The organism is Pseudomonas sp. GW821-FHT03C07 (genome assembly GCF_059420925.1).
Window position 1 is genome coordinate 18,979 of record NZ_JBWKUQ010000022.1, and the last position, 14,239, is coordinate 33,217.

Sequence of the window (14,239 nt, forward strand, 5' to 3'; positions counted from 1 at the left end):
CGCGGTCTACCTGCGCTGCCGCATTGCCTGAAACGCGCGCAAACGTCAGGCGAATTGCGCCGCCGCGTACCCCGAGGCCCAGGCCCACTGGAAGTTGAAGCCGCCCAGGTGGCCGCTGACATCCAGCACTTCACCGATGAAATACAGCCCCGGGCTTTTCAGCGATTCCATGGTTTTCGACGACACTTCCCGGGTGTCGACGCCGCCCAGGGTGACTTCTGCGGTGCGATAACCTTCGGTGCCGGCCGGCACCAGGCGCCAGTCGCCGAGTTTCTGCGCGACGTCGGCCAACTCCGCCGGGGTGTACTGCTTCATCGGTTTGGAGACGAACCAGTGCTCGGCCAGCAGGTTGGCCATCTTCTTGGTGAACAGCTCACCGAGCAGGGTTTTCAGTTCACTGTTGGGCCGTTCGGCCTGTTGCTGTTGCAGCCAGTCCAGTGCGTCGTGGTCCGGCAGCAGGTTGATGTGCAACGTATCGCCAGGATTCCAGAACGAGGAAATCTGCAGGATCGCCGGGCCGCTGAGGCCACGGTGGGTGAACAGGATATTTTCCCGGAAGCTCTGCTCGTTGCAGCTCACCAGGCAATCCACCGAGGTTCCGGACAGCTCGGTGCAGAGCGCCTTGAGTTGATCGGTAATGGTGAATGGCACCAGCCCGGCGCGGGTCGGTAACACCTGGTGACCGAACTGTTTGGCCACTTGATAGCCGAAACCGGTCGCGCCCAAGGTTGGGATCGACAGGCCGCCGGTGGCGATGACCAGCGATTGGCAGGTGATCTGGCCGAGGCTGGTTTGCAGCAGGTAGCCGCTTTCCAGCTTTTCGATGTGCTGGATGGCGGTGTCCAGGTGCAGGCTGACACCGACCTGGTCGCACTCGTCGAGAAGCATGCCGAGGATGTCGCTGGACTTGTTGTCGCAGAACAGCTGACCGAGTTTTTTCTCGTGATACGGCACGCCGTGCTTGGCCACCATCGCGATGAAATCCCACTGGGTATAGCGGGCCAGGGCCGACTTGCAGAAATGCGGGTTCTGCGAGAGAAAGTTGCCAGGTTCGCTGTACATATTGGTGAAATTGCAGCGACCGCCGCCGGACATCAGGATTTTCTTGCCGGCTTTGTTGGCGTGGTCGATCAGCATCACCTGGCGCCCGCGGGCGGCGGTGGTAAGGGCGCACATCAAGCCGGCGGCACCGGCGCCGATGATCACAACTTCAGTAACGGGCACAACGATGTCCTCGGGAGTTCAGGTAGGGGAACGCGGTCTTGCAAGCACAACAGAGATCTTTAGCGCGGCACTGAACCTATGTGGGAGCGGAGCTTGCCCGCGAAGAGGCCCTTGAGGCCGCCAAAAGCTTCGCGGGCAAGCTCCGCTCCCACAAAAGCGCCATCAGCTAGACCCGCAGCATTCCCACAGTGATCAGTGTGATCCCGGGATGCAGATCAGTTTCAGAGAATCCGCACGCGCAGCGAGCGGCCCTTGATCTTGCCATCGTTCAGGCGCTGCAAGGCCTGCTTGGCGACGCCGCGCTCCACCGCCACATAGGCCTGGAAGTCAAAAATCGCGATCTTGCCGACCTGGGCACCGGGAATCCCGGCGTCGCCGGTCAGGGCTCCGAGGATGTCGCCCGGGCGGACCTTGTCCTTGCGTCCGCCACTGATGCACAGGGTGCTCATGGCCGGCAGCAGCGGGCTGCCACCCTGGGACTTGAGGTTGTCGAGCTGGTCCCAGTTCAACGGCGACTTCTGCACTTCTTCGATGGCCCGCGCGCGCAGGCTTTCGGACGGCGCCACCAGGCTGATCGCCAGGCCGGTCTCGCCCGCCCGGCCGGTACGGCCGACACGGTGGATATGCATCTCCGAATCACGGGCCAGCTCGACGTTGATCACCATGTCCAGCGCATCGATATCCAGGCCGCGTGCGGCCACGTCGGTGGCCACCAGCACCGAAATACTGCGGTTGGCGAACATCGCCAGGACCTGGTCGCGGTCACGCTGTTCCAGATCGCCGTGCAGCGCAACGGCGGACACGCCCTTGGCGGTCAGGGTGTCGACGGTTTCCTGGACCTGCTGCTTGGTGAAGCAGAACGCGACACAGGACTGCGGACGGAAATGGTTGAGCACCTTGAGCACCGCTTCCATGCGCTCTTCCGGAGAGATCTCGTAGAAGCGCTGCTCGATCTGGCTGTCGGCATGCATCGCCTCGGACTTGACCTGCTGCGGGTTGCGCATGAACTTGGCGGCCAGCTGCTTGATGCTCACCGGGTAGGTGGCGGAGAACAGCAGGGTCTGCCGACGTTCCGGGAGCTGGGCAATGATTTCCTCGATGGCGTCGTAGAAGCCCATGTCGAGCATGCGGTCGGCTTCGTCGAGGACCAGGGTGTTGAGGCCGTGCAGGACCAGCGAGCCCTTGCGCAGGTGCTGTTGGATACGCCCCGGGGTGCCAACGATGATGTGGGTGCCGTGTTCCAGGGAGGCGATCTGCGGACCGAGGGACACGCCGCCGCAGAGGGTCAGCACCTTGATGTTGTCTTCGGCGCGGGCCAGGCGGCGGATTTCCTTGGCGACCTGGTCGGCCAGTTCGCGGGTGGGGCAGATCACCAGCGCCTGGCAGCCGAAGAAGCGCGGGTTGATCGGGTTCAGCAGGCCGATGCCGAAGGCGGCGGTCTTGCCGCTGCCGGTCTTGGCCTGGGCGATCAGGTCCATGCCCTTGAGGATCACCGGCAAGCTTTGCGCCTGGATCGGCGTCATCTGGGCATAACCGAGGGAGTCGAGGTTAGCCAGCATGGCGGCGGACAGTGGCAAAGAGTTAAACGCGGTGGCGATGGTGGTCACGGGACGGGCCTGCAAAACAAAATGTCGCGCAGTGTATCAGTCCCGGCCGGCGGCGCCGCAAATTCTGGACGAAAAGTAGCCAAATACTGGCAGTGCAGGCCAATTATTGTGAGGGGCTGGGTCATACCCTGGAACTGTGGTGTTTTTGCTGGCCTCTTCGCGGGCAAGCTCCGCTCCCACACTGAGATTGGAGCCAGGCGCAAGTGTTGCAGGCACTGCGCAACTTGTGGGAGTGGAGCTTGCCCGCGAAGAGGCCCCAGAGCGCACCCAATAAATCCCTGGCACTCAGTGCTCGATATGCTGCTCCTGGACCACCTTGGCCCGCCGCCCATCCTGGGATGAAAGCTGGAGGAAAATCGTCGCCGCCAGCATCGCCATGATGCCCACGGTGAGGAAGGTCAGCTGGAAGGCGCCGAGTACCGTCTCCACCCCATCGTTGCCGACGGCGGCGGTAAAGCCGCCGAGCAGGGCGCCGGCGCACGCCACGCCAAGGCTCAGGGACAATTGCGCCACCACCGACAGCAGGCTGTTGCCGCTGCTGGCGGACTTGTCGTCGAGGTCGATCAAGGTCACGGTGTTCATCGCCGTGAATTGCAGCGAGTTGATCGCCCCGGCAATCGCCAGCATGACCAGCAACAAGGGGTAAGGCGTGTGCTCGGTGACCAGACCCATGACCGCGAGCATGATGCCCAGCGCCAGGGTGTTGCCGGTGAGCACGATGCGATAACCGAGGCGCTCGATCAGCGGTCGGGCAATCGACTTGGCGAACATCGCCGCCGCCGCCAGCGGCAACATGCTCATCCCGGCCTGGGACGGCGAGTAGCCCAGGGCCACTTGCAGCAGCAGGGGCACCAGGAACGGCAGGGCGCCACTGCCCAGGCGGGCGAACAGGTTGCCGAGGATGCCCACGGCAAAGGTCCGGGTCTTGAACAGCGACGGGGCGAATAACGGATTGTCGATATGCCCGGCCCGCAACCAGTACGCCGCCAGGCAGGCGAGGCCGGCGAACAGCAGCAACATCACCCGCAGGTGCGGCAATTGCAGTTCGCCCAGGCCTTCCATGGCGATGGTAATCAGCAGCATCGCGGCGCCGAACAGCAGGAAACCGATGCCGTCGAAGCGCGTGCGCTCGCTGCCGCGCAGGTCCGGGATGAACTTCCACACCGCGTAGCAGCCGAGCAGGCCCACCGGCAAGTTGATCAGGAAGATCCAGTGCCAGGTCAGGTACTGCACCATCCAGCCGCCCATGGTCGGACCGATCAACGGACCGAGCAGGCCGGGAATGGTGATAAAGCCCATGATTCGCACCAGCTCCGAGCGTGGGTAGGCGCGTAGCACCACCAACCGGCCGACCGGCAACATCAGCGAGCCGCCCAGGCCCTGGATGATCCGCGCGCCGATCAGCATGTTCAGCGAACTCGACAGGGCACAGAGCAGGGAGCCGATGCTGAACAGCAGGATCGCGCTGAAGAAGATGCGCTTGGTGCCGAAGCGGTCGGAAATCCAGCCCGAGGCGGGGATCAGCAAAGCCACGGTAAGCATGTAGGCGATCACCACGCCTTGCATGCGCAAGGGGTTTTCCGCCAGGTCCAGGGCCATGGCCGGTAATGCGGTGTTGAGGATGGTCCCGTCGAGGGACTGCATGAAGAAGGCAATGGCCACCACCCACGGTAGCCAGCGAGCGGTCGTTACGTCGAGAGGGGCACGGTCGGGCATGAGCGGCTCTATTTGTTAGCTGGCTACGTAGTTGCAGTATGCCTGATCGGTCAGGAACGGTGTAGGCGCGTGTTTGATTGTTGCTGTCGGATGCAAGTCCTGTGAGAGATTCCATGGGCTTGCGTTGTTCTCGAGGGCGCCATTGCTGGCAAGCCAACGCCTACAGGGGATCGCGTCGGACACAGGATTTGCGTACGCCCACATCCTGGGTGGGAGCCGGCTTGCTGGCGATGAACGATGACGCGGTGTTTCTGATAGACCGCGTCGCCTGGATCGTCAGCAAGCCGGCTCCTACAGGATGAGGTGTTACCCGGCATTGGGTGTTAACAGGAAACCGAGCAATGCCTGATGCACCGCGTTGGCCGCCTGGCGAGATTCCAGGTCGAGCAAATGGCCGGTGTCCTCGGCGACGCTAAAGCTGCAGTGGGGGATGTATTGCTGAAACACCCGCGCCCCTTCGGCCGGGGTGTAGATGTCCTTGGCACCGTTGATGAAATGCACCGGGCCCTGGATCACCGACAGTGCCCGCAGGTAGTTGCCGTCGCCCAGTTGCAGCACCTGGTCGATATGAAAGCGCGCCTGGCGGTATTCGGTGCTGGGCATCGAGGACAGGTGCTGGTGGTTGGTGGTCTTGAGGCGCGCCGGCAGGTAGTGGCCGACGGTGTCGTTGAGCAGATGGCCGATGGCGGATTTGTCGTCCACCGCGATCAACTCGTGGACCCGCCGCACGTAAGCCAGCATCGGCGGGTTCAGGTCGGGCGCCAGGGCCATCACCACCGAGCTTTCGATGGTCGGCGGGTGCCGGGTCAGGGCCAGCAGGGCGGAAATGCCGCCCCAGGAGGCGGACACCAGGTGATTGACCTCGAAACGTCGCACCAGGGCCAGGAGAATCTCCACCTCGTCATCCTTGGTCACCAGGCCCGGATCGGGGTTGTAGGGTTGTGAGCGCCCGGCGAAAGGCAGGTCGAACAGCACCACATTGAAGTGTTCGGCCAGGCATTTGCCGGTGCGGGTGAAGGAGCTGGTGGTGGCCAGGGCGCCATTGACCAGCAGCACCGTCTTGCGCCGCGGATCGTCGCCGATGCGCTCGACGTGGATGTTGAAATGCCGGTACAGGTTGTTGATGACAAAGCTTCCATGATTCATATCAAGCTCCAGCAAAGCACTTTCGGGGGGGATGAAAGAGGTGCGGTGTTGAGTAAGGAAATCGCGGGTCGAGCCTGGTTTTTCTGAATGTTTCTGGACGAAGGTGGCGTTTTGATAGTGCGACAAAAGCAGAGGGAATGTATAGCGCGCCGGGCGGCGTCAGGGCAACTGGCTGAACGGATAGGTGGGCGGGTATTTCGGTCAGGGCGCCGGGGGCGATTTTTTGGCTGTTGTGGATCTTGTAGGAGCCAGCTTGCTGGCGATGGTCGTCAACGATAACGCGGGGTTCCTGAAACCACGCGGCGTTCTTGAACTCATCGCCAGCAAGCTGGCTCCTACGGGTGTTGCTGTGTCCGCAAGAGGTTACAGGGTCAAGGTCAGTTTGCTGATCAGCGCCCCCGGCAGCAGGTTCGACGCGGTCTGCCGCTGGTCGTAGGTGCTGGCCGACAGCAGCAGTTCGCGCTCCTGGGTCAGGGCTTCCAACTGGCTGCCCAGCAGGCTGTAGGCACTGTCATCGAAGCGCATGGTGCTGACCGGCGCCTGGATCTCGCCGTTCTCCACCCAGAAGGTGGCGAAGCGGGTCATGCCGGTCATCCGCGCCGCCGGTTGGTCCGAATAGTTCAGGTACCACAGGTTGCTGATGTACAAGCCGGTGCCCAGTTGCTTGAGGATATCGGCCTGGGCAAGCACCCCGGCGCGCATCTGCAAGGCGCCGGGGTACTCGCCGCCGCTGGCGCCGTTGGTGGTCAGGCCATATTCGGCGGCACTGCGGGAGTTGATCAATTGTTGATCAGCCACGCCCGCCGCGACCAACGACACATCGCCGCGCGGATAACCTTCGCTGGAAAACGCCGGGCTCAACGAACCGCTGATCTGCTCACCGAGCCAGACCCTGGGACTGAAGCTGGCCTCGCCGGCGTAGAGCTTCTGCAGGGGGCTGTGCTTGCTACCGATGGCCTGGGCCGAGAAACCGCCCCAACTGAGCATGCCCATGACTTCTTCGAGTGCCGCCGGTGCCAGGTAGGCGCGATATTCGCCCGGCGCCAGGGTGCGCAGCGGGCGCCCGAGAAACTCGAGTTGTTCACGGGCCTGCTGGAAGCGTCGGGCAAAGCTGTCGCTGTTCCAGTCATGGCCGGCGAAACTGGCTTTCACCGCCTGGCCGTTTTCGTGGAACAGGCTCCAGTCGAAGTTGAAACTATTGGCCTGGTGCCAGCCGAAAGCCCCGTCGGAACTGGCAAAGCCGCGGCTGATGGGCCCGGCGGCGTAGAACCCGACCAGGTCCAGACCGACCGCGGCCCGGCTGATTTCTTCCAGTACCTGGGCGGTTTCCGGCAATGCGTGGCTCTGCACGTTGTGGCTTTGCCAGGCGTTGTGGTTGAGCAGCAGGTACGGATCCGCCGGCAGCAGCGCAAGGATTTCGCGCAGTTGTTGCAGGCCGTCCGCCAGGCGCTGACGGTCCGGCCCCGGTTCGCCGGAGAGGGTGATCTGCAAGTCAGCGTGGCGCCCGTCGTTGATCAGCTTGAAGCTCAATGTGGCCTGTTGCACCTGCCCGGCCTGGCGCACCCGGCCGTGATTGAAACGGATAAAGTCCGACGCTTCGGCGGCATATCCCAGGGTGAAACGTTCCGGGGCGCGGAGTTGTTCCTGCAAGCCGTCGACCAGCGCGCGGAAGTGTTCGACCTGACTCAGTGAAGTACTCATCAGGCATCTCCTCCAAACACATCGACATTGCTGAAGACACAGGCGGGCGATGCATGCCCGACCCGGATCACCTGGTTCGGCTCGCCCTTGCCGCAGTTCGGCGTGCCCAGCACCTGGAAGGTCTCGGCATTGCCGACAGCGCTGAGGTTGCGCCAGAACTGTGCGGAAATCGCCCGGTAGTTGGGGTTTTTCACCACACCCTTGAGCTCACCGTTCTCGATCAGTTGACCCCACTCGCAGCCGAACTGGAATTTGTTGCGGGCGTCGTCGATGGACCAGGAACGGTTGGTGGACATCAGGATGCCCTTCTCGATACCACCGACCAATTGGGCGAAGGACTGCTCGCCAGGTTCGATATTGAGGTTGGCCATACGGTCGATGGGCGGGCGATTCCAGCTACAGGCGCGGCTGTTGGCGACCCCGTCGAGGCCGGAGCGGAACTGCGACAGCGCGCCGCCCAGTGGGCGCAGCAGCCGGCCCTCACGAATCAGGAACTCCTTGCGTGCTGGTGTGCCATCGTCGTCATGAGCGTAGCTGGCCAGTTGTTGCGCGATGGTTGGATCGAAGGTCACGTTGAGCAGCGCCGAACCATATTGCAGGCTGCCGAAGTCGCTGGTCTTGACGAAGCTGGTGCCGGCGTAATTGCGTTCGTCGCCGAGGATGCGGTCCAGCTCCAGCGGGTGACCGATGGATTCGTGGATCTGCAGGATCATCTGGTCCGGGGTCAGCAGCAGGTCGCGCGGACCTTGCGGGGTGTTGGGCGCCAGCAGCAACTGCAGGGCCTGGTCGGCGATCCGTATGCCGGAACCGATCAGCCCGGAACGGCCGATGACATCGGCGCCGCCTTGCTGGCCGAAGTTTTCCCGGCCCAAGGTGCGGGTCTGGCTGTCCGCGCCGTCGTAGGCGGTGACGCTCAGGCCCGGGTAGACGAAGCGCAGCGCCTGGCGCAGCTCGGCGCCGGCGTTGTTCAGGTAGATCTGCTCGACCTGGGTCAGGCCGAGGCTGACTTCCCAGTTGACCAGCCGCTCGTCCTTGGGCACCGCGGCCGATTCGGCGCCGAGCAGGGCGTAGCAGTCGCTCAGGGACGGGAAGGGCTGGTCGAGCTGGGGCGAGCGATAATCGGCGCGGTCGCTGGACACGGCCTGTTGGCGCAGGTCGAGCAGGGCGTGGGGGGCCATCAACCGGGCGTAGTTTTCGGCGCGTTCGAGAGCGCTTTGCAGGCCGGCCTGGGACAGGTCGTTGGTGGCGGCGTAGGCTTCGACACCGTTGACTCGTACGGTCAGCATCGCACCTTCGTCGAGGCGCAGGCTGGGGGGTTCCGCCACGTTCTTGCGTACCGACAGGTATTGGCCAGATTCGCGCAGGTAACGCAGCGAGAAAAATTCAGCGCCTGTGCGCAAGCCGGCGAAACGCTGCTTGAGCTGGGGGTGGAAGTCGAACATGGGGAACCTCCCTGGAAATGGCGGTGGCCGTGAGGGGGGCCGTATAGGATGCCCCAATGACCAGTCTGTCAGGAAAAGGCGACTTTGCGAACGACACGAGCCTGGAACCGACTCGCTGACGCCTGCAAGGCCCGCGCGCAACACTCACTGTAGGCGCCAGCTTGCTGGCGATGGTCGTCAACGAAAACGCGGGGCATCAGAATGATCGCGGTGTGGCGACGTTCATCGCCAGCAAGCTGGCTCCTACAGGGGGGGCGCGAAGCCAGGGGTTACAGCGGACAGCCCTTGGCGCGCAGGATCGCGTCGAAGCGGTCCGGGTCCAGGGTGCCGGCTTCGATCGCCGCCAGCGTGGCTTTTTCCCGCGCCAGCAGATCGTGGCAGCGCACCAGCAACTCCGGTAGTTCGGAGCGGGCGGCGGCGACAACGCCGTCACCGTCGCCGATCATCAGGTCACCCGGGGTCACCAGCATGCCAGCACAGGAAATCGCTACGTTGATCTCGCCACCGCCGTCGGTGCTCGGGCCACGGTGCACGCCGCCAATGGCATAGGCTGGCAGCTCGCCGGTCTGCCATTCGTCGAGGTCACGCAGGGCGCCGTTGATCACCACGCCGACGATCCCGGCCTTGAGGGCCATGGCGCGCATGATGCCGCCGAACACGGCGCGGGTCAGGTCGGCGCTGCCGTCGATCACCAGCACGTCGCCCGGACGGGCCATCTGCATGGCCTTGAGGATCATCAGGTTGTCGCCCGGACGTACACGTACGGTCAGGGCATTGCCGAGCATCGGGGTGTTGCCGTGGAACGGTCGCAGGCCCAGGCCGCCGACGTTACGACCGAGGCAGTCGCTGACCGCGGCGGCCGGGATCTTGCTGAATTCCTTCAGCCACTTGGGGTCCATGGGTTCGGGGTTGGGATTGATCAGGTAGCCGGTGGGCCATTTGCTCGAAGAGACGACATCAAACATGGGAAAGCCTCGTGGCCAGCAATGTGGCGGTGTGTCGAATTGGGGCGGGGTGAAACGTTTGCGCGCCATTAGATTAGGCCTGCGCGGGGGGGAGGAGCAAGGGCGGGGCGGTGTGGGGATTGTTTACGTTGTGTGCAGGGTGGAGGCTTGTACGGCCGTGAGAGCTCCTTTGCGGAATTTTCGTCTGGCACAGATCTTGGGCAGGACAACGAACCTGTAGGAGCCGGCTTGCCGGCGATGGCGGCTGATCAGTCGATGCAAGACTGACTGGCCTCATCGCCGGCAAGCCGGCTCCTACAAGGATCTGTGTCGCTCCATGGGGGTTACTGCGCGGTCCGGCTCACTTCACGCAGCGGCTTGCCGCGCACCGGCGCTTCGCCGGCCACGTAGTAGTCGGCCTGGCTGCGCGGCAGGGGTTGGCGGCCACGGATCTTGTCGGCGATTTTCTCGGCGATCATGATCGTCGGCGCGTTCAGGTTGCCGGTGGTGATAATCGGCATGATCGACGCATCGACCACCCGCAGGCCCTGCATGCCATGCACGCGCCCCTGGCTGTCGACCACCGCCATCTCGTCGCTGCCCATCTTGCACGAGCAGGACGGGTGGAACGCGGTCTCGGCGTGCTCGCGGACAAACCGGTCGAGTTGCTCGTCGGTCTGCACCTCGATCCCTGGGCTGATTTCGCGCCCACGGTAAACATCCAGTGCCGGCTGTTGCATGATTTCCCGGGTCAGGCGGATGCCGTCGCGGAATTCCTGCCAGTCCTGCTCGGTGGCCATGTAGTTGAACAGGATGCTCGGGTGCTGGCGCGGGTCCTTGGACTTGGCCTGCACCCGACCACGGCTCGGCGAACGCATGGAACCCATGTGCGCCTGGAAGCCGTGCTCTTTCACACCGTTGCTGCCGTTGTAGTTAATCGCCACCGGCAGGAAGTGGTACTGGATATTCGGCCATTCGAATTCCGGGCGGGTGCGGATGAAACCGCCGGCTTCGAACTGGTTGCTGGCGCCGATACCGGTGCCGTTGAACAGCCATTCGGCACCGATGGCCGGTTGGTTCCACCACAGCAGCGAGGGGTACAGCGAGACCGGCTGGGTGCAGGCGTATTGCAGGTACAGCTCCAGGTGGTCCTGGAGGTTTTCACCGACGCCCGGCAGGTCGTGGACCACCGGGATGTCCAGGCTTTGCAGCAATTTGGCCGGACCGACGCCGGAGCGCTGGAGTATCTGCGGCGAGGCGATGGCGCCGCTGCACAGCAGGACTTCCTTGCGCGCGCGGACTTCGACCGGTTCTTCGGCCGAACCCAGCAGGTAACGCACGCCGACCGCACGCTTGTCTTCGAATAAAATCTTGTCGGTCAAGGCGTGGGTGACGATGGTCAGGGTCGAGCGCTGCTTGGCGGTGTCCAGGTAACCACGGGCGGTACTGGCGCGGCGGCCCTTGGGCGTCACGGTACGGTCCATCGGACCGAAGCCTTCCTGCTGGTAACCGTTGAGGTCCACGGTACGCGGGTAACCGGCCTGTACGCCGGCTTCGACCATGGCGTGGAACAGCGGGTTGTTGCCAGCTTTGGGCGTGGCCACGCTGACCGGGCCTTCGCCACCGTGGTAGTCGTTGGGACCGATGTCACGGGTTTCCGCCTTGCGGAAATACGGCAGGCAGTCGAGGTAGGCCCAGTCTTCCAGGCCTGGCAGCTTGGCCCAGCCGTCGTAGTCCATGGCGTTGCCACGGATGTAGCACATGCCGTTGATCAGCGAAGAACCGCCGAGGCCCTTGCCGCGGCCGCATTCCATACGACGCCCGTCCATGTGCGGTTCCGGGTCGGTTTCGTAGGCCCAGTTGTAGCGTCGGCCTTGCAGGGGGAAGGCCAGGGCGGCGGGCATCTGGGTACGGAAGTCGAAGCGGTAGTCGGGACCGCCGGCTTCGAGCAGCAGCACGGTGACGCCGGCGTCTTCGGTCAGGCGGGTGGCCAGGGTATTACCGGCGGAGCCGGCACCGATGATGATGTAATCGAATTCTTGGGACATGAAATGCAGCCCTCGTTGAAGTGGGTCGAGCGGGGCGTCTCAGGGCGAGTGCTGCGCACTCGATCGCCAGCAAGCTGGCTCCTACAAGGTTTGCGTCGCACATCGGTTATGTGAACGCCCCAACTCTGTAGGAGCCGAGCTTGCTCGCGAAGACGGCCTCACGGGCAATACAAGGCTCGGGTCTTAGAACACCGAGTTGTATTCGCCCAACTCAACCTGTACCGATTTGATCCGGGTGAAGTTGTTCAGCGAACTGATGCCGTTCTCACGGCCGACACCCGACTGCTTGTAGCCGCCGACCGGCATCTTGGCGTCGGACTCGCCCCAGGCGTTGATCCAGCAGATACCCGCTTCGAGCTGATGAATCACGCGGTGGGCGCGGTTCAGATCCTTGGTCACCACACCGGCGGCCAGGCCGAAGTCGGTGTCATTGGCGCGACGGATCACTTCTTCTTCGGTTTCGTAGCTGAGGATGCTCATCACCGGGCCGAAGATTTCTTCACGGACGATGCTCATGTCGTCGCTGCAGTCGGTGAACACGGTCGGCGCGACAAAAGCCCCCTTGGCGAATTCGCCGGCGCTCAGGCGTTCGCCGCCGCACAGCAGGCGCGCGCCTTCTTCCTTGCCCTTGGCGATGTAGCCCAGCACGCTTTCCATATGAGCGAAGCTGACCAGCGGGCCGAAGTTGGTGTTCTCGTCTTGCGGGTTACCGATGCGAATCCGCGCCACACGCTCGACGATCTTGGCTTCGAAAGCGGCTTTCAGGTGGCTCGGCACGAACACGCGGGTGCCGTTGGTGCAGACCTGGCCGGAGCTGTAGAAGTTGGCCATCATCGCGGTGTCGGCGGCGCGATCGAGGTCGGCGTCGTCGAAAATGATCAGCGGCGACTTGCCGCCCAGTTCCATGGTCACGTCCTTGAGCGACGAGCTGGAAGCACTGGCCATGACTTTCTTGCCGGTGTCGGTGCCGCCGGTGAAGGAGACTTTCTCGATACGCGGGTGTTCGGTCAGCCAGGTGCCGACTTCACGGCCGCTGCCGGTGAGGACGTTGAACACACCGGCCGGCACGCCGGCCGCGGTATAGATCTCGGCCAGTTTCAGGGTGGTCAGCGAGGTGACTTCGCTCGGCTTGAAGATCATCGCGTTGCCGGCGGCCAGGGCCGGAGCGGATTTCCACAAGGCGATCTGGATCGGGTAGTTCCACGCGCCGATCCCGGCGACCACGCCCAGCGGCTCGCGACGGGTGTAGACAAACGAAGTGCTGCGCAGCGGGATCTGCTCGCCTTCGATGGCGGGCACCAGGCCGGCGTAGTATTCCAGCACGTCGGCACCGGTGACGATGTCGACATAACGGGTTTCCGAGTAAGCCTTGCCGGTATCCAGGGTTTCCAGGGCGGCCAGTTCGTCGTTGCGCTCACGGAGGATATCCACGGCGCGACGGAGGATCCGCGAGCGCTCCATGGCGGTCATCGCGGCCCAGATTTTCTGGCCTTTTTCGGCACTGACCACGGCCCGCTCGACGTCTGCCTTGGTCGCGCGTTGCACGGTGGCTAGCACTTCACCATTAGCTGGGTTGATGGCGTCGAAAGTGGCATCGCCGCTGGCGTCGCTGTAGCCGCCGTCGATGTAGAGTTTTTGCAGTTCGAAACGGGCCATAGTGTCCTCGCAAGTGCAGTGTGGGTTGGCAGACCTCGGAGCGGAAGCCCTGTAGCCGGGGCAACGCGAGTCCGCGATCGTTCAGGTGCCGAAGCGTTCTTGGCCGCTTATGCACACCTGTTTTGCCAGTTGGAAATCCATATATTCATAAGCGATCCGTTGTGCCTGCGCGGTGTCGAAAGCATCTCCCGACAGCGCGCCGCGCAACCACAAACCATCGATCAACGCGGCCAGTCCGCGTGCCGCGCTGCGCGCCGCGGACAACGGCAGGACGCGGCGGAACTGGCAACACAGGTTGGAATACAGACGGTGATCGTTGATCCGCTGCAACCTGTGCAAAGACGGGTGGTGCATGCTGGTGGCCCAGAAGGCCAACCAGGTTTTCATGGCCGGGCCATTGACCTGGCTGGCATCGAAGTTGCCTTCGATAATCACCTGTAGATGCGCCCTGGGGCTGTCGTCTGTCAGCGCCAGGCGGCGCGCGGCGACGTTCTCGATCAGGACATTCATCAGGTAGCGCATCGTGGCGGCGATCAGGCCATTCTTGTCCCGAAAGTAGTGGCTGATGATGCCATTCGAAACCCCGGCCAAGCGGGCGATCAGCGCAATGCTGGCATCCGCCATCCCAACCTGATCGACCGCCGTCAACGTGGCGGCAATCAATTGCTGGCGGCGTATGGGTTGCATACCGACCTTGGGCATCGTGCACCTCTCCTCAGACCTGTTGGCGGCCAGGAAACGGCTACCGGTATGGG

At 63.4% G+C, this 14,239-nt stretch carries 10 protein-coding genes; all 10 read right to left on the reverse strand.

Annotation, left to right across the window (positions count from 1 at the left end):
- Positions 1 to 45: 45 nt before the first annotated feature.
- Complete coding sequence (locus AC07VG_RS28570; RefSeq protein ID WP_495003995.1) at positions 46 to 1,224, reverse strand: BaiN/RdsA family NAD(P)/FAD-dependent oxidoreductase; 1,179 nt, start codon at positions 1,222 to 1,224, stop codon at positions 46 to 48.
- A gap of 221 nt (positions 1,225 to 1,445) precedes the next feature.
- The gene (gene dbpA, locus AC07VG_RS28575; RefSeq protein ID WP_495004038.1) at positions 1,446 to 2,783 is read right to left on the reverse strand and encodes an ATP-dependent RNA helicase DbpA; all 1,338 of its coding nucleotides are present in this window, start codon (positions 2,781 to 2,783) and stop codon (positions 1,446 to 1,448) included.
- A 333-nt stretch (positions 2,784 to 3,116) separates the two neighbouring features.
- A complete protein-coding gene (gene mdtD / locus AC07VG_RS28580) occupies positions 3,117 to 4,547 on the reverse strand; it encodes a multidrug transporter subunit MdtD (RefSeq protein ID WP_495003996.1) in 1,431 nt (476 codons plus the stop codon).
- A gap of 306 nt (positions 4,548 to 4,853) precedes the next feature.
- Complete coding sequence (locus tag AC07VG_RS28585; protein ID WP_495003997.1) at positions 4,854 to 5,693, reverse strand: alpha/beta fold hydrolase; 840 nt, start codon at positions 5,691 to 5,693, stop codon at positions 4,854 to 4,856.
- Between the two features lie 363 nt (positions 5,694 to 6,056).
- Entirely contained in the window at positions 6,057 to 7,394 is a 1,338-nt protein-coding gene (locus tag AC07VG_RS28590) for a TldD/PmbA family protein (protein WP_495003998.1), read from the reverse strand.
- On the reverse strand, positions 7,394 to 8,836 hold the full coding sequence (locus tag AC07VG_RS28595) for a TldD/PmbA family protein (protein WP_495022292.1): 1,443 nt from the start codon (positions 8,834 to 8,836) through the stop codon (positions 7,394 to 7,396). The genes AC07VG_RS28590 and AC07VG_RS28595 overlap by 1 nt, the downstream gene beginning before the upstream one ends.
- Positions 8,837 to 9,105: 269 nt before the next feature.
- The gene (locus AC07VG_RS28600) at positions 9,106 to 9,801 is read right to left on the reverse strand and encodes an RraA family protein (protein WP_495004000.1); all 696 of its coding nucleotides are present in this window, start codon (positions 9,799 to 9,801) and stop codon (positions 9,106 to 9,108) included.
- 323 nt (positions 9,802 to 10,124) lie between these two features.
- Complete coding sequence (gene betA, locus AC07VG_RS28605; protein WP_495004001.1) at positions 10,125 to 11,828, reverse strand: choline dehydrogenase; 1,704 nt, start codon at positions 11,826 to 11,828, stop codon at positions 10,125 to 10,127.
- A gap of 183 nt (positions 11,829 to 12,011) precedes the next feature.
- Positions 12,012 to 13,484 carry a betaine-aldehyde dehydrogenase gene (gene betB, locus AC07VG_RS28610; protein WP_495004002.1) on the reverse strand — a complete coding sequence of 491 codons (1,473 nt, stop codon included), beginning with the start codon at positions 13,482 to 13,484 and terminating at the stop codon, positions 12,012 to 12,014.
- An 81-nt stretch (positions 13,485 to 13,565) separates the two neighbouring features.
- Entirely contained in the window at positions 13,566 to 14,186 is a 621-nt protein-coding gene (gene betI, locus AC07VG_RS28615) for a transcriptional regulator BetI (RefSeq protein WP_495004003.1), read from the reverse strand.
- Between the last annotated feature and the right edge of the window lie 53 nt (positions 14,187 to 14,239).